This is a genomic window from Rhodococcus sp. UFZ-B548 (assembly GCF_903819475.1).
GTDB classification, from domain to species: Bacteria; Actinomycetota; Actinomycetes; order Mycobacteriales; family Mycobacteriaceae; genus Rhodococcus_F; species Rhodococcus_F erythropolis.
Genome location: NZ_CAIJDS010000069.1, coordinates 15,041 through 30,471, shown reverse-complemented (window position 1 = coordinate 30,471; position 15,431 = coordinate 15,041). Strand labels below are relative to the sequence as shown.

Here is a 15,431-nt window from a genome sequence, read left to right as displayed (position 1 = left end):
AGAATTTGCTTGGGGAGTCGAAGCGTCTGGAGGCGTCGTTGCATACGCATCTGCAACCGCTGGCCGAGCATCCGCGGGTGGCGGAGGTTCGTAGTGGGCTCGGTGCGGTCGCCGCGGTGCAGTTGGCTGATCCGGCGGAGGCGTTGCCGTTCGTGAAGACGCTTCGTGAGCATGGTATTTCGGGTCGCGCTGCGGGTCAGGGTGCGATGCAGATTTCGCCGACGTTTGTGATGACCGATGATCAGGTCGCGGAGATGGCAGCGGGAATCCTCGCAGCCCTCGGCTAGGACTGTCGTTTTCCGTTGACAGACATCGTGTTACGGAATCATTAAGCCGAAGAAAATGTTTGGACCCTTCGCGGCGCGGTCCTCATTTCGGTCGAAACTGTCTCCAGCACTGACGATGACCCCTGCCCGCGTCATCTGCCACCATTGTTGCCAATCTCGGCGAGTGGGTTCTGGCAGATTGTCATCACGTCCAAATCTGATTGCTGCATTAGCGTTTCACTCCAGACACGGTGTTTGTGAGCTGGGGCACAAAGCATTTCGAACACCTTCCTCCTTCGCGAAAGGTCTCGTCATGCCGATCTGGACGTTGCACGGAGACGGAAAGAACATCGGACCCGGTGAAGTGGTCGCTCCCGGCGAGCGACTCAGTTGGGGAAGAACCATCGGGTTGGGTGGCCAGCATGTCGTGTCGATGTTCGGCGCGACGTTCGTCTTCCCGATCATCATGGGGCTCAATCCTCAACTCGCCGTGATGATGTCGGGCTTTTGTACGCTCTTTTTCCTCCTGGTGGTCAAAGGACGCGTCCCCAGTTACCTCGGTACGTCGGCGGCCTTCGTCGGCGGCGTTGCCGCTATTCGTGCCCAGGGTGGAACGACGGCGGAAGTGACCGGTGCGATTCTGGTGTCGGGGTTGGTTCTGGGATTCGTCGGCATCGCCATCCACTTTCTCGGCGGTGGCGTCATCAGTAAAGCGCTACCGCCGGTGGTCACCGGCGCTGTGGTGATGCTGATCGGTTTCAACCTGGCGCCCGTTGTCGCGGGGTTGTACTGGCCGCAGGACCAATGGGTGGCACTGATCGTGATGGTTGCCCTGATCGTGATGAGCGTTGCGCTACGCGGCTTCCTGGGACGTATCGCCATTCTCGTCGCGCTGGTTTTCGGCTACATCTTCTCGTGGGTCCTCGACCGGGTCTCCGGTCCGATCACGTCCGCCGGCGGTAGTGGAGCACCCACCGAGCACTTTCGTGTCAACTGGGATTCGGTGCACTCGGCGTCATGGTTCGGGTTGCCGCCGTTCTCGGACGAAGCCAACGGAATCGTCGGTATCCACGCTCCCTCGTTCAGCCTCACGTTCATCGTTCTGGTCCTTCCCGGTGTCATCGCACTGGTCGCGGAAAACGCCGGTCACGTCAAGGCCGTCGCCGAGATCACGGGCGACGATCTCGACCCGTACATCGGACGCGCAATTGCCGGTGACGGTTTTGCCACCGCCATCGCCAGCGCAGTAGGCGGCTCTCCCACGACGACACACGCCGAGAACATCGGTGTCATGGCGGCCACTCGGGTGTACTCGACCGCCGCGTACGTGATCGCGGGTGTCATCGCGATCCTGCTCGGCTTCTCCCCCAAGTTCGGGGCGGTCATGGCGGCGACTCCCGGCGGCGTTCTCGGCGGAATTCTTGTGGTTCTGTTCGGCATGATCGGTCTGCTCGGCGCCAAGATCTGGAAAGAGAACGGTGTCGACTTCGGGAATCCGCTGAATCTGATGCCGATCGCCGCCGGTCTGATCATCGGTATCGGCGACACGGCTCTGAAGTTCAGTGACACGTTCTCACTCGGAGGCATCGCGCTCGGCACCATCGTCTTGATCGTGATGTACCACTTCTGCCAGTTCGTCGGGTCCAGGAACCCCGAACTGAACAGGCCGGAGCCCGGCAGGCGACCGGGCTCCACGACGGGTCCGGATACGTCAGATGACGAACGGGAAGAGCCCGTGGCGCAGCTCACGTGATGCCAAGTTGAATGTATGCCAGGTATGACCCGTGACCGTTGTCACATCTGCACAAAACGTGAAGTGACTCATAGAGGCAGGATTGAGTAATGAAACCGTCGCCGCTGACTTATCACCGACCGTCCTCGGTCGAGGACGCGTGCCGAATCCTCTCCGAGGTCTCTCACGAGGGGAAGGTGCTCGCCGGTGGGCAATCGCTTGTGCCGCTGCTGTCCATGCGCCTCGCCGCGCCCGCCCACATCGTCGACATCGGATCGATCCCGAACCTCGCTTCGGTGACCTCGTCCGAAGACGAAGGAGTGCGGTTCCAGGCCCTGGCCACGCACTCGGTGCTGGCGGCCGACGAAGGTGCTCGTCGAGTTCAGCCTCTACTGAACCGTGCTCTGCAGTTGGTAGCGCACCCCACGATCCGTAACCGCGGGACGAGCGTCGGTTCCATCGTCCACGCCGACCCGTCGGCGGAGATGCCGGCAGTCCTGACACTGCTCGGCGGCAGCGTGACCGTCCAGTCGGTGCGTGGCACCCGCGAGATCGCGTCGACGGATCTCTTTGCCGGTCCTCTCGAATCGAGCCTGGAATCGGACGAGATCGCGGTGTCGGTGTCGGTGCCCGGCGCCGAACCCGGAGTGGGGACCGCCATCGACGAGATCGCGCGTCGTCACGGTGACTACGCACTGGTCGGCGTCGTCGCCCGGATTCGCGTGGTCGACGGTCTGGTGGCCGAAGCGCACATGACGTACGTGTCCGCCGGAGAGCTGGGGCAGGTCGTGGACTACACGGACGTGCTGGCGGGGGCGTCCGCGACGGATCAGCGAGACCCGCGATGGCGCACTCTCGGAGAATGCGCCCGCGCGCAGATAGATACCGAGGCAGACATTCACGGGACGGCGGCGTACCGCTCGCAGTTGGTGTCCGCGCTCACGGCGCGGGTCGGCTTCGCGGCGGCAACGGATGCTCTCAGTGAGAACGCAGTACTGGCAGGAAAGTGGTGACAATGTCCAAAAACGATCGCTCCATCGATGATCAACTTGCCGAGTTGGCAGCAGACACCGGTGAGCACCATGTGGCCGTGACGTTCACGCTCAACGAGGTGACGAGCACCGTCGTTCTTCCCTCCCGCACTTTGGCTTCGGATGCCATTCGTCACCACCTCCGTAAGACGGGCACGCACGTCGGTTGTGAACACGGCGTGTGTGGTGCGTGCACCGTGCTGCTCGACGGAAAGCCGGTTCGGTCCTGCCTCGTCCTCGCTGCCAGCCTCGAAGGTCGATCGATCACGACCGTCGAAGGCCTCGTCGAGCCGGACGGTACTTTGCATCCGGTTCAGCAGGCGTTCAAGGATTGTCACGGTCTGCAGTGCGGATTCTGCACACCGGGATTCGTGACGACCATCGCGGCGTTTCTCGAGGAGAACCCCAATCCCACACGTGAGGAAGCAACCGACGCGATCGCGGGAAACCTCTGCCGTTGTACGGGATACCAGAACATCAGGGCGTCGGTTCTGCGCGCAGCCGAGATCAAGCGTGAACGGGCCGGGCAGTTCCCGCTCGGAATCGACGACGCGTCCACTCGGGAGGCGTTGGATCGCAAGGTGCGGGGAACGACGAATCCCGTCGGAGGACGGGCGGGTAAGGCATGAGTACTCCGGTCAAACCAGCAAAGCGCAACGGGGCGAAGCACCCGGCTTCCGATCATTCGACGGCCGATCATTCGGTTGCCGACGACGGCAAGTTCTTCGGTAAACCGATTCCGCGCGAGGAAGATACGCGTCTGCTCAGCGGTCAGGGGCGATACCTCGACGATCTGGGCCACAACGCGCTGATCGCGGCATTCGTCAGGTCGCCGCACGCTCATGCGCGAATCATCGACATCGACATCGACCAGGCGCTGGAAGTGCCTGGTGTGCATGCCATCTACACCTACGAAGATCTCCTGGCCGACACGCCGGAAATGGCGGAGAACCTGCCACTGCTCATTCCGCATCCGGGAATCATCGCTCCGCGCAACGGGTATCCCCTCGCGAAGGACGAGGTGAAGCATGTCGGCGAAGCCATCGCCATGGTGGTCGCCGACAACCGGTACATCGCCGAGGACGCTTGCGCGAAGATCGACGTCACCTACGAGGCGCTGAAGCCTGTAGTGGGGATCGACGTCGCTCGCACCGCCGCCAACGCCGTCCACGCCGACGTTCCGGACAACGTCGCCGCTCACCTGCAGCACGGGTTCGGAGATCTGGATGCCGAACTGGCCGCCGCGCCGCACCGACTGACGCTGGATCTCGACATCGAGCGTTCGGCTTCCATGCCGATGGAGGGCAAGGGTGTCTACGCGCGCTGGGACGGCGACGAGAACACCCTCACGTTCTGGACCTCCACCCAGACCTCCACGTCCGCCCGCGCCGCAATCGCCGCGCGATTGGGGATGGCGCTGAACAAGGTTCACTGCATCGCTCCTGACGTCGGCGGTGGATTCGGCGTCAAGATCGTTCACCCGTGGCCCGAAGAAGTGATGATCACGTGGGCCGCTCGACGCCTCGGCCAGGCCGGCATCTCCTGTGAGGTGAAGTGGGTCGAGGATCGCCGTGAGCACTTCATCTCGAGCGCGCACGAGCGTGGGCAGATCCAGAAGGTCGACATCGGATTCGACGACGAGGGTCGTCTGTTGGCGTTCGACTTCACGTTCTGGCACGACAACGGTGCCTACCTGCCGTACGGGATCATCGTCATGATCAACACCGCGACGCAGGTTCTCGGGCCGTACAAGCCGAAGTCGTTCCGGGTCAACGCCTATTCGCTGTACACCAACACGGTCATCGTGACCCCGTACCGCGGCGCCGGACGTCCGCAGGCCGTGTTCGCGATGGAGCGATCCATGGACGCCATCGCCAAGTACCTGAACAAGGACAAGATCGCGGTGCGGGAGGCGAACTTCATTCGCCCCGAGGACATGCCGTACGACTTCGGCCTGATGTTCCAGGACGGACGCCCGTTGATCTACGACACGGGCGACTACCAGGCAGGCATCGACAAGCTCAAGAAGCTCATCGACTGGGACGGATTTCCCGAGTACCAGAGGAAGGCTCGCGCCGAAGGGCGGTCGGTCGGAATCGGTATCGGTGCGTACGTCGAGGGAACCGGCCCGGGACCTTACGAGGGTGCCCACGTCGTGGTCGAGACGTCCGGAAAGGTCAAGGCGGCAACAGGCTTGACGACGCAAGGCCAAGGCCATCAGACCGCGTTCGCCCAGATCGTTGCGGACGATCTCGGAGTCAAGGTCTCCGACGTCGAGATCGTCACGGGTGATACCCGCCGGTTCGGTTATGCCGTAGGCACTTTCGCCTCGCGTGGGGCGGTCATGTCGGGTTCGGCCTTCCATGTCGCGGCGCAGATGGTCGCGGAGAAGGCGAAGAAGATCGCCTCCGGAATCTTGGATCTGCCGGAAACCGAACTGGAACTCCGGGAAGGCCACGTGTGCAAGATCGGCACCGAAGCCGGTGTGGAAGGTACGTCCGTACCGCTGAGTGTTGTTGCCGTGCTGTCGAACCCGCTACGATATGCGTTCGACCGTGAGTCGAAGCTGGCCACCGGTTTCGCCAAGACCGACACGGACATGTCGAAGCCGCCGATTCCCGAGGGTGAGCAGCCCGGTCTGGAAGCAACCGGCTACTACTCGCCGCCCAGTTCCACCTTCGCTTCGGGAGTGCACGCGGCGATCGTCGAAACCGATCCCGTGACAGCCGAGATCACGGTCCGTCGTTACGTTGTCATCCACGACTGCGGAAACGTGATCAACCCCCGCATCGTCGAAGGCCAGGTCATGGGCGCCGTCGCGCAAGGTATCGGCGGCGCACTCTACGAACGGATCGTCTACGACGAGCACGGGCAGATGCTCAACGCGTCGTACATGGACTTCTTGATGCCGTTCGTCACCGAGATGCCGGATTCGCTCGAGATGGATCACACCGTCACGCCGTCAGGGCTCAACCCACTCGGAATGAAGGGTGCCGGTGAGGCCGGTGTGATCCCCACCAGTGCCGTCATCGCGGCCGCCATCGAGGACGCCGAAGGAATCTCGATCACGTCCATGCCCATTTCACCGTCCGAACTGTTCGAACTTCGACTCGCACATGCGGGTTCGTCATCAGAGGAGAATGCATGAGAATCGCCGGCACCGCGCAGCTGACGGCACCTCGCGAAGAGGTCTACGACAAGCTCCAGGACGGTCGTGTACTGGCCGCGACCATTCCCGGTGTGCAGTCGCTCGAGCAGCTCACGGACAATCACTACAAGCTCTCCATCATGGCCGGAGTTGCGTCGATCAAGGGCGTCTACGACGGCGAGGTTGTTCTGTCGCAACAGAATCGGCCCAATTCGTTTGTCATGACGGCTTCGGGGGCTGGTGCTCCCGGCACGGTGAAGGCGGACGTCACGGTCACCTTGACGGAGAACGAGGGTGGCACGCTGCTTTCGTATGACGCCGATGCCGTGGTCGGCGGGATGGTCGGCGGCGTCGGGCAGCGCATGATCACCGGTGTAGCCAAGAAGATGGCCGGGGTGTTCTTCAAGAGCATCGACGGCGTCATTGCCAACGGCATCCCCGAGAAGGTCACTGCCGCCGTGGCGGCGGCAATACCGGCAGTGGCGGTCGAAGGCGCGCCGGTGGTTTCCGGAGCTGTCGCGGCACCGGCGATTCTTCCGGCCGCTGCACCGACAGCGGGTGGCGCCGATGCTCGCACGGTGATGGTCAGCGCCGTCGTCGGCGCAGCCATTGCTTTGTCAGGTGTTGCTATAGGCGGATTCCTGGCGCGTTCTGGTTGTCGCGAGTAGTTCACTCAGGTGTCAACAGCTGATTCACGATGAGGGAAACGCCCCGAACCGACCAGGTTCGGGGCGTTTTTCACGTCCGCGTAACCCACGGGGGCGCCGGCGAAGATCCGCTCGTGATCGTGCGCCGAACCTTGGTCCCCCGATTCGGCGAATTGTGACAAAGAATCCGCCCTTCCGAACCTGTGGAATAGCACTACACGTCAGGTACGAGCCACTCACCGGCTAGGCCGCAACCGTCGATCGGTACCAGACGAGACGAGCCAAAGATCTCAGGAGGAAGCGTGGAACCCAGGAAGATTCGGGTCGGTATCGATACCGGCGGAACGTTCACCGACATCGTGGCAGTGGACGACGAAACCGGCGCCATCGTCACCACCAAGACCCCGTCCACCCCGGCGGATCCCGCCGAGGGCTTTCTCGCCGGTATCGAGAAAGTGCTCGCCAAGCTCGGCGAGAGCGGCGACTCGATCGGTGCGGTCAGCCACGGCACGACCGTTGCGACCAACAAGCTGCTCGAAGGCAAGGTCGAGAACCTCGGCTTCATCACCACCGAAGGCTACGAGCACGTTCTCGAAATCGCTCGTCAGTCGGTGCCGGACGGCTACGGCAACTCGTACTTCTGGGTCAAGCCCGAACGCATCGTTCCCGCCGATCGTGTACGCACCGTCGGTGGACGGCTTTCCTTCGACGGCAGCGAGATTCGTCCGCTCGACGAAGAGAGCGTTCGCAGCGCAGCGCAGTTCTTCAAGGACCGCGGCATCCGGACCATCGGCGTCTGCCTCATGCACTCGTACGCCGATCCGACGCACGAGGAGCGCGTTCGCGACATCCTCTTCGAGGTCTTCCCCGATGCGACGGTGAGCATCTCGAGCCAGGTGCTTCGTGAGTACCGCGAATACGAGCGGTCCATCACCACTCTCGTGGACGCCGCGGTCAAGCCGAACATCCGCAACTACGTGAACAACATCGCGAATCGTCTGCGTGAGTTCTCGACCACCGACGGCGAACCCCGCGACATCCCGTTCTACGTCATGAAGTCCAACGGCGGTGTCCTTTCAGCCAAAGAGGTTGTTCACCAACCTATTACGACAGTTCTGTCGGGGCCGGCTGCCGGAGCTCTCGGTGCTGCGCTGATCGCCGATGCGGCCGGCGTCGAGCAGGTGTTGACCTGTGACGGCGGCGGAACGTCGACGGACGTCACCGTCGTGGTTCGCGGCGAGCCCGCGCTGACCACCGAAGGGCGAGTAGGCAACTACCCCTCGAAGATCCCGATGATCGACGTCGTGACCGTCGGCGCCGGCGGTGGCTCGATCGCGTGGATGACGCCGGAACGCACCCTCCGAGTCGGCCCTCAGTCGGCGGGCGCCGATCCCGGACCGTTGTGCTACGGCAAGGGCGGCAGCGAACCGACCATCACCGACGCGCACGTCCTGCTCGGGCGCATCCCACCCCATCTGCTCGGCGGCGAAATTCCCCTCGACACAGAACTGGCACGCAAGGGCCTCGAAGAGCTTGCAACACAGCTCAGTCTGGGCTTCGAGGAGTGTGCGGTCGGTGTCCTCGAGGTTTCGGCGTGGAACCAGGCCAATGCCCTGCGTCAGATCACGGTCAAGCGTGGCCTCGACGTTCGCGACTTCACCCTCGTGACGTTCGGCGGCTCCGGCTCCCTGCTCGCCTGCCGTCTCGTCGACATCCTGGGTCTGAAAGACGTTCTTGTCCCGCTCAATCCGGGTAACGTCTCCGCGTTCGGTCTGCTGACGGTCGATGTCCGCAACGACTACGTCCAGACGCATGTCAGTCGTCACGACCGGTTGAAGGCTGAAGACCTGCAGAGCCAGTTCGACGCGTTGGCCGGCGAAGCCGAGATCGCGCTCGCCGAAGAGGGTTTCGACGAGACGCAGCGCAAGTACTCCCGTACTGCGGATCTGCGCTATCTCGGTCAGGCCTTCGAGGTACGCGTCCCGGTGGCGGAAGGTACCGTCACGGCGCAGATCATGGACGACGCGGCCGAGGCGTTCCATCAGGCGCACCGCGAACTGTACGGCTACGACTTCCGGGGAGACCCGTCGCAGCACGTGGAGTGGGTCAACCTGCGCGTGAGCGGCATCGGCCCGATCAAGCGTCCGACGCTCAAGGAGATCCCCGCCGGCACTGGCGCCGACACTGCCCGAACCGGTTCGCGGCAATCGTATTTCGACAGCTGGGTCGAAACTGCTACCTACGACCGCACGCTGCTCGGTGCGGGTGACGTCATCGAAGGACCGGCCGTGATCGAGGAGTTCAGCTCGACTGTCCCGATCCACCCCGGATTCTCGGCACGTATCGACACCTTCGGGAACATTCGTATCTCGAAGTCTTCCGACTCGAACGGAGTGAAGTGATGACCGCCATTCTCGATGCTGCTGCTGCCACCGCGGCCAAGCCGTACCGACTCACCGCTACCGACGGCGCGTCACCTGATCCGATTCTGGTCGAGATCGTCGCCGGTTACCTCGCCAGCGTGGAAATGGAGGTCGAGACCTCCATTTCGCGCACCTCGCGTTCGCCGATGATCCGTGACGCTCACGATTTCCGCGCCGGTATTCACGACCGGAACCTCCGCAAGCTCACGGGCCGTTCGTATTCCGCGCTGGTTCATCCGATCGCCCGGGACTTCCCACTCGAGACGATGAAGCCGGGAGACGTGTACTTCCACAACGACGTCTACCTGTCCGAAGGTGGCATCGGCCATCTCCCCGACCTCTGCGTCACGGTGCCTGTCTTCGCCCGCGTCACTCCCGATGCCGAGCCGAAGGTTGTTGCGTTCGTTCAGGCATTCGGTCACCACGACGACATCGGCGGTTGCTGCCCCGGCTCCATGCCGTCCGGCGCCACCACGGTGTACGAAGAGGGACTGATGGTTCCGCCGATCAAACTGTGGGACCAGGGAGTTCCCAACGAGGCGGCGCTGCGCATCATGACGCGTAACTCCCGCATGCCGGACGCTCTCGCAGCTGACCTCGACGCCGAGTGCTCGGCGTGCCTGATGGGTGCGCGTCGACTCACCGAATTGTTCGAGCGCTACGGCGTCGACACCGTCGAGTCGTGCTTCGACGCGATGATGGACGCGACCACCGAGACGTACCGCCGCGAGATCCTCAGCAAGATCCCGGTCGGTGAGTACACGTGGGAGGACTACGCCGAGCACGACGGCGTCGACGAGCCGATGCTCCACATCCAGCGCATCACGCTCACGAAGACGCGGCCGGAGGACGAGGGCGGCGAGCGACTCATCCTGGACTTCAACGGAACCGGACCGCAGGCAAAGGGCCCGATCAACCACTGCGGTGACTACGCGGACGGAAACTTCCTCATCAAGTGGTTGGCCCCGATTCTGCGTAACCTCGCGGACACCCCGGAGCGCATGGCCGAACTGGATGTCAACGAGGGCGTCGTACCGCTGATCGAGATGAAGTTCCCCGAGAAGGGAACATTGATCACCCCGATCTTCCCTGCCCCCACCAACGCTCGCACGTTTGTCATCCTCCGTCTTCTCGGAGTGCTGGCCGGCGTCGTCGCCAAGGCTGTGGACGGCAACATGCCCGCCGATCAGGAGACCATCAGGTACACCGGTGTTTACGGTGAGGACTTCGAGGGTCACTCGTACCTCATGCGTGAGGTGCTCGGCGGCGGTTCGGGCGGACGCTATTATGCCGACGGTGAGGACACGATTCACGTCGTTCCCGATTCACGGAACCTGCCGACCGAATTCACCGAGAGCCGTTTCCCCTTCATCGTCGAGAAGCTCGGTCTGGCCATGGATTCCGGCGGAGCCGGACGCTACCGCGGCGGCCTGGGATACGAGAAGCACATCCGGATGCTCAAGGATGCGCACTTCATGTCCATTGCGGATCGTTCGATCCTCGCCTGCTGGGGAGTCAAGGGCGGCAAGGCCGGTCGGCCGTTCTCCGTGGTCCTGGATCCGGGTGGACCGAACGAGCGTGAGTTCGACGCGCTGACCGATGCCGAGCCGATCAAGGCCGGCGAGGTCGTACGGATTCGCACCACCGGTGGTGGCGGTTGGGGAGATCCACTGGAGCGCCCGATCGAGGAGGTCTTGCGAGACATTCAGTGGCGCAAGGTTTCCGTGGAGGGTGCACGCGACGACTACGGTGTTGTCGTGATCGAGGGTGACGAGCCGTCGGTCGACGAGGCTGCTACCACGGAGCTACGGGATCAGTTGCGCTCGGAGCGCGGTGAGAACGAACCCTTCTTCGATCGGGGTCCGGGCTACGCGCAGCTTTCCGGTGGCGCCACCTCAGCGGTCTACGACTACGTCTAGGACGGAAAACTCTCATGGAGAACGGAATTGCTCGCGGCGCCGACATCGCGGTGATCGGCGCCGCGGGTAAGACCGGTGAAGCAGTCGTCGCTGCACTGCCGCCGAGCGTGACAGTTCGGCGACTGGTGCGAAAGGCGCGTGTCGACGGGGACTTCGAGGTAGAACTCGAAACGGGAAGAGGGCTGCGCAAGGCGCTCGCCGGGTGCCGAGGGGTGTACTTCATTGCCCCGAACGTCCATCCCGACGAGCCGGCACTGCTTCGCAATGCGCTGACGGCAGCGGCTTCGGCGGGGGTGGAACACTTTGTCTATCACTCCGTGGCGTGGCCGTTCAGCCCGTCAATGCCGCATCACCTGGACAAAGCGAGGTGTGAGGACGAACTGCATCGTTCGCCCTTGAAATGGACTGTGCTGCAACCATGTGCGTACGCGCAGAATTTCGAAGCGGTACTCACGGGTCGGACAGAGACCATCGTCGTGCCGTACAGCGCGGACACGAGGTTCTCGTTCGTGAGTTTGGCGGACGTGGCAGCTGTTGCCGCGGTCGTCCTGAGCGAGGGCCCGGGCGAGCATCACGGAGCGACGTACGAGGTGGGGGGCCCTGAAGCTCTGAGCGTCATGGAGGTGGCACAGATGGTGGAGAAGCAGACGTCACGTACCGTCGCGATAGAACAGATCAGCGTGGATCAATGGCGTGAACAGATCGGCAGCGGCCTGGACGTCAACGCCAGCTCACGATTGGCGGCGATGTTCGAGTTCTACAACCACCACGACTTCCTTGCGGGCAGTGCTGCCGTGGAACTGCTTCTGGGTCGCCGACCGATGGGCGTCGAGAGCCTGATTCGGTGAGGCTTGCTACGCAATGCCTCCTGCCGCCCAGACAACCAGTGGGGGCAGGGCGGCGAGGATCAGGCAGACCGTTCCGTTGAGCCACTTGTGTTCCACCGTGACGGCGGCGAACTCGCGCAGAATAGCGCTCGGCAGGTAGTACCGGGCGGTGTGGGAACCGATGACTTCTGCGTCCAGATCGAGGCTTCGGGCAAACGTTGCGGTTCGGAGTATGTGGAAGTTGCTGGTGACCAGAACCATTCGAGGCTTCGTGGTGTCGGCGCGGAGAAGGTCCCTGGTGTACTCGAGATTCTCGAGCGTGGTGGTCGAACGGTCCTCTAGCATCACGTTCTCGCGCGGGATCCCGTGATCGACGAGGTAGACGCACATTGCCTCAGCCTCGCTGACCACCACGTCCGATCCCTTCCCGCCGCTGACGACCAACAGCGGGGAACGTCCTTCGCGGACCTCGGCGCGGAAGACGTCCGCGGCCTTGTCCAGACGGCTGGCCAGCAGGGGCGTCACGTCGGCACCCGAAAGCCCGGCGCCGTGCACCACTATCGCGTCCATCCCGGGCTGGTACTTCTGGCGTCCGTACACGTAGGAGTAGAGCAGAAAGCTCGTGAACAGAAACCCCAGGTACGACGCGACCAGGCTGAACGATCCGAGAACGACTGCGAGCCAATATCTCTGCGTCAGCAACGCTGATGCGAGCAGAACGTAGGGAACGAGCAGTCCGAGTCCGGCGACGAGGGAGAGCAGGTTCGCCACGCTGAATCCCTCGCGCCGCAGCATCGTGACCCCGTTGACGATCAGGAATCCTGCAAGCAGGAGCACCAGCAACGGCGAGAGCAGAGCGATCGTCGCGATGACGAACGACGGGATCTCGGTCCCCGGTGCACCCGACTGCAGCATCCACAGACCGGTGAAGATCACTCCGAGAAGTAGATAGACGCCGTTGCTCAGCCTCCGCCGATCCTGCCTGAACCGGTAGCCGCAGAATCCGAGCAGCGCGAGGCCGATGAGGAGAAGGATCACGGAGCCAGACTAGGCGAGGTGCCCACTACACGGGCGCCACCGTTTTGGACTGCTGGATTGCGGACAGCACCCTGGTACGGCACTCGATGAACAGTGGGTCCGCCTTGGTGGTCAGTTGATCTCGAGCTCCGGTCAACGGGACGTCGACGATGTCCTGCATCAATGCCGGCGTTCCGCCGAGTACGACCACTCGATCGGACAGGTACACCGATTCGTCGACGTCGTGGGTGACCAGGAGGACGGTGATACCAAGATCACGTTGAAGCGTCAGCAGCAGGTCTTCGAGTTCCGCGCGGGTCTGCGCATCGACCGACGCGAAGGGTTCGTCCATGAGGAGTACCTGCGGCCGATAGGCGAGAGCGCGAGCTATCGCTACTCTCTGCTGCATTCCGCCGGACAACTGCCAGGGGTAGGAACGCGCAGCACCGCCTAGACCGACAACGGCGAGTGCATCGGTAACCCTCTCGTTCTGAACCTTCCGCGCCAGACTGTTGCCCCGCAGCGGCAGGCGAACGTTCTCGCCCACTCGAAGCCACGGCATCAGTGTGCGTCCGTAGTCCTGTGACACGAGAGCCAGAGTGGCCGGCGGTGCATCGATCGCGATCCCGGCGATGCGGACCTCACCGGTGGTCGGCTTCTGCAGACCGGCGATGCAACGAATCAGCGTGCTTTTGCCGATACCGGAATGGCCGACGATGCAGACGATTTCTCCCGGTGCGACCGTAAGGTCGATCCCGCGGAGCACTTCGCGGCCGGTGGGGCCGCCGTAGGTCACCCCGAGGCCGCTCAGTTCGACTGCGGGTATCGATGCCGCAGATTCTGTGGATGACATCAGTTTCCTTTCACTGCGAGAGCGTCGTGGGTCCGCGGCTGCCATCTGAGCAACCATCGTTCGATCACGCCGTATCCGAGGTTGAGCACGTATCCGATGATTCCCAGCAGGAGAATTCCGGACCACATGTCCGCGATGGCGAATGTCTGTTGCGCGACGATCACGAAGTGACCGATTCCTGCAGTGGAGACATACATTTCGCTGCCGACCATGATGACGACACCGATCGCGAGACTGGTACGGATACCGACTGTTATCTGCGGCATCGCTCCGGGGAGGAGTACCTGCGTCACCAGGAGGGGTGTACGGATCCGGTAGCTGCGCGCCACCAATCGGATACTCGGGTCGATGGAGCGAATGCCGTCGAGGGTGTTGAGGAGTATCGGCCAGACCGCGCCGAAGGCGATGGCGGCAACGTTACCCGTCGAACCGGTTCCGAAAACGATGAAGAGGGCGGGCAATACGGCCAGCGCCGGAATGGCGCGGAAGAACTGGAGAAACGGATCGGCAATATCGGCAGCCAGCGGGAACAGGGCCAGCAGGAGACCGGCGCCGATGCCGACCACCAGTGCCACGGTGAGACCGAAGGCAAGGTTGGTCAAGCTCGGTACGACGTCGTGGGCGAATCCCGGACCGAACCAGTTGTCCACAAACGCTTTCCAGATACGCGACAGTGGCGGGAAGTAGGGTGACTTGCTCGACTCCGAACCGAAGTACCATACGACGACGATCAAGATCGGCAGCCACAACTCCCACGCGAGGAGTCGAAGTCCTGACATCATCTTCACGTCGTCATCCTCCTCGGGATGTAATGCCAAGCAAGTAAACGATTCTCGATCGCCATCACGGCGAAGGCGAGCAGCATTCCGAGTAGTCCGGCGACGATGATCAGTGCGAACATTCGATCGGGGACGGATTGGCTCAGCAGGATCTCCTTACCGAGTCCCGGCACGCCCGCGATCAATTCTGCACCGATGGTCAGCAGCAAGCTCAGTGTTGCCGAGATGCGAATCCCGGTGAAGATGTAGGGCATCGACGCCGGTGCGACGACGAGAGCGAGTCTGCGCCACAGCGGAAGTCGGAAGGAGCGTGCGGTCGCCAGCAGTTCCGGGTCGACGTCGCGCACACCGTGAATCGTCTGGAGCAGAATCGGCCACACACTTACTGCCACGATCAGCGCCACCGCCATCCGTTGCGTCGGGCCCATGATCAGCAGAAAGAGCGGAATGATTGCGAGCGGCGGAACGGTTCGGCAGAAGTCGATGACGAAACGGGAGGAGACCGTCAGGAACGGGTGCGCGGCGAGCAGCAGTCCTGCCGGGATCCCGATGACCAGGCACAGCGCCAATCCGATCGCTGTGGTGGTCACCGTTTGTCCCAGTGATGTCCACAACGAGGATGTGCCGAGTTCGTTCACAAGGGCCACTGCCACGTCGCTGAACTTCGGAATACCTTTGACGTCCTCGTCGCCGAGCATTCCGAAGATCTGCCAGGCGGCTGCCAACGCGAAGAGCGTCAGCAGCCGACCGAGCAGAACCTGCCTGCGGCGAGTCTGCAGGGTTGTCAAG

The 15,431-nt window shown here is 62.8% G+C and carries 13 protein-coding genes; 9 read left to right on the top strand and 4 right to left on the bottom strand.

Annotated elements, in window-relative coordinates; genetic code table 11:
* The 9 genes from H7C86_RS33660 to H7C86_RS33620 all read left to right on the top strand — a co-directional run.
* Positions 1 to 287: aminotransferase class III-fold pyridoxal phosphate-dependent enzyme (locus H7C86_RS33660; protein WP_182261895.1), on the top strand; the 287-nt coding region annotated here is incomplete at its 5' end.
* A 292-nt stretch (positions 288 to 579) separates the two neighbouring features.
* A complete protein-coding gene (locus tag H7C86_RS33655) occupies positions 580 to 2,019 on the top strand; it encodes a uracil-xanthine permease family protein (RefSeq protein WP_020909747.1) in 1,440 nt (479 codons plus the stop codon).
* A gap of 89 nt (positions 2,020 to 2,108) precedes the next feature.
* Positions 2,109 to 3,011 carry a xanthine dehydrogenase family protein subunit M gene (locus tag H7C86_RS33650; RefSeq protein ID WP_019746091.1) on the top strand — a complete coding sequence of 301 codons (903 nt, stop codon included), beginning with the start codon at positions 2,109 to 2,111 and terminating at the stop codon, positions 3,009 to 3,011.
* Between the two features lie 2 nt (positions 3,012 to 3,013).
* Positions 3,014 to 3,658, top strand: coding sequence for a (2Fe-2S)-binding protein (locus tag H7C86_RS33645; RefSeq protein WP_029256750.1), 645 nt, complete (start codon positions 3,014 to 3,016; stop codon positions 3,656 to 3,658).
* Positions 3,655 to 6,177 (top strand): aerobic carbon-monoxide dehydrogenase large subunit, encoded by a 2,523-nt coding sequence (gene cutA / locus H7C86_RS33640; protein ID WP_182263182.1) that lies wholly within the window; start codon positions 3,655 to 3,657, stop codon positions 6,175 to 6,177. The genes H7C86_RS33645 and cutA overlap by 4 nt, the downstream gene beginning before the upstream one ends.
* Entirely contained in the window at positions 6,174 to 6,845 is a 672-nt protein-coding gene (locus H7C86_RS33635) for a carbon monoxide dehydrogenase subunit G (RefSeq protein ID WP_084326383.1), read from the top strand. The genes cutA and H7C86_RS33635 overlap by 4 nt, the downstream gene beginning before the upstream one ends.
* Before the next feature lie 281 nt (positions 6,846 to 7,126).
* Entirely contained in the window at positions 7,127 to 9,226 is a 2,100-nt protein-coding gene (locus H7C86_RS33630) for a hydantoinase/oxoprolinase family protein (RefSeq protein WP_019746087.1), read from the top strand.
* Positions 9,226 to 11,166 carry a hydantoinase B/oxoprolinase family protein gene (locus tag H7C86_RS33625; protein WP_003946069.1) on the top strand — a complete coding sequence of 647 codons (1,941 nt, stop codon included), beginning with the start codon at positions 9,226 to 9,228 and terminating at the stop codon, positions 11,164 to 11,166. Before H7C86_RS33630 ends, H7C86_RS33625 begins: the two co-directional genes overlap by 1 nt.
* A 14-nt stretch (positions 11,167 to 11,180) precedes the next feature.
* On the top strand, positions 11,181 to 12,014 hold the full coding sequence (locus tag H7C86_RS33620; RefSeq protein ID WP_182263181.1) for an NmrA family NAD(P)-binding protein: 834 nt from the start codon (positions 11,181 to 11,183) through the stop codon (positions 12,012 to 12,014).
* A 6-nt stretch (positions 12,015 to 12,020) separates the two neighbouring features.
* Here the strand turns inward: H7C86_RS33620 and H7C86_RS33615 are convergent, their stop codons facing one another.
* Genes H7C86_RS33615 through H7C86_RS33600 form a run of 4 tightly spaced genes read right to left on the bottom strand, consistent with a single transcriptional unit; the run spans position 12,021 to position 15,430 of the window.
* On the bottom strand, positions 12,021 to 13,031 hold the full coding sequence (locus H7C86_RS33615; protein ID WP_182263180.1) for a YdcF family protein: 1,011 nt from the start codon (positions 13,029 to 13,031) through the stop codon (positions 12,021 to 12,023).
* A 25-nt stretch (positions 13,032 to 13,056) separates the two neighbouring features.
* Positions 13,057 to 13,863: an ABC transporter ATP-binding protein gene (locus H7C86_RS33610; protein ID WP_069145278.1), complete on the bottom strand. Its 807-nt coding sequence runs from the start codon at positions 13,861 to 13,863 to the stop codon at positions 13,057 to 13,059.
* On the bottom strand, positions 13,863 to 14,645 hold the full coding sequence (locus H7C86_RS33605; protein ID WP_259349381.1) for an ABC transporter permease: 783 nt from the start codon (positions 14,643 to 14,645) through the stop codon (positions 13,863 to 13,865). The genes H7C86_RS33610 and H7C86_RS33605 overlap by 1 nt, the downstream gene beginning before the upstream one ends.
* A 2-nt stretch (positions 14,646 to 14,647) precedes the next feature.
* Positions 14,648 to 15,430, bottom strand: coding sequence for an ABC transporter permease (locus tag H7C86_RS33600; protein ID WP_182263178.1), 783 nt, complete (start codon positions 15,428 to 15,430; stop codon positions 14,648 to 14,650).
* Position 15,431: the final 1 nt, after the last annotated feature.

Coding starts and splice junctions, on each gene's coding strand:
- H7C86_RS33655 (WP_020909747.1), top strand. CDS start 580: ATGCCGATCTGGACGTTGCACGGAGACGGAAAGAACATCGGACCCGGT.
- H7C86_RS33650 (WP_019746091.1), top strand. CDS start 2,109: ATGAAACCGTCGCCGCTGACTTATCACCGACCGTCCTCGGTCGAGGAC.
- H7C86_RS33645 (WP_029256750.1), top strand. CDS start 3,014: ATGTCCAAAAACGATCGCTCCATCGATGATCAACTTGCCGAGTTGGCA.
- cutA (WP_182263182.1), top strand. CDS start 3,655: ATGAGTACTCCGGTCAAACCAGCAAAGCGCAACGGGGCGAAGCACCCG.
- H7C86_RS33635 (WP_084326383.1), top strand. CDS start 6,174: ATGAGAATCGCCGGCACCGCGCAGCTGACGGCACCTCGCGAAGAGGTC.
- H7C86_RS33625 (WP_003946069.1), top strand. CDS start 9,226: ATGACCGCCATTCTCGATGCTGCTGCTGCCACCGCGGCCAAGCCGTAC.
- H7C86_RS33620 (WP_182263181.1), top strand. CDS start 11,181: ATGGAGAACGGAATTGCTCGCGGCGCCGACATCGCGGTGATCGGCGCC.
- H7C86_RS33610 (WP_069145278.1), bottom strand. CDS start 13,863: ATGTCATCCACAGAATCTGCGGCATCGATACCCGCAGTCGAACTGAGC.
- H7C86_RS33605 (WP_259349381.1), bottom strand. CDS start 14,645: ATGATGTCAGGACTTCGACTCCTCGCGTGGGAGTTGTGGCTGCCGATC.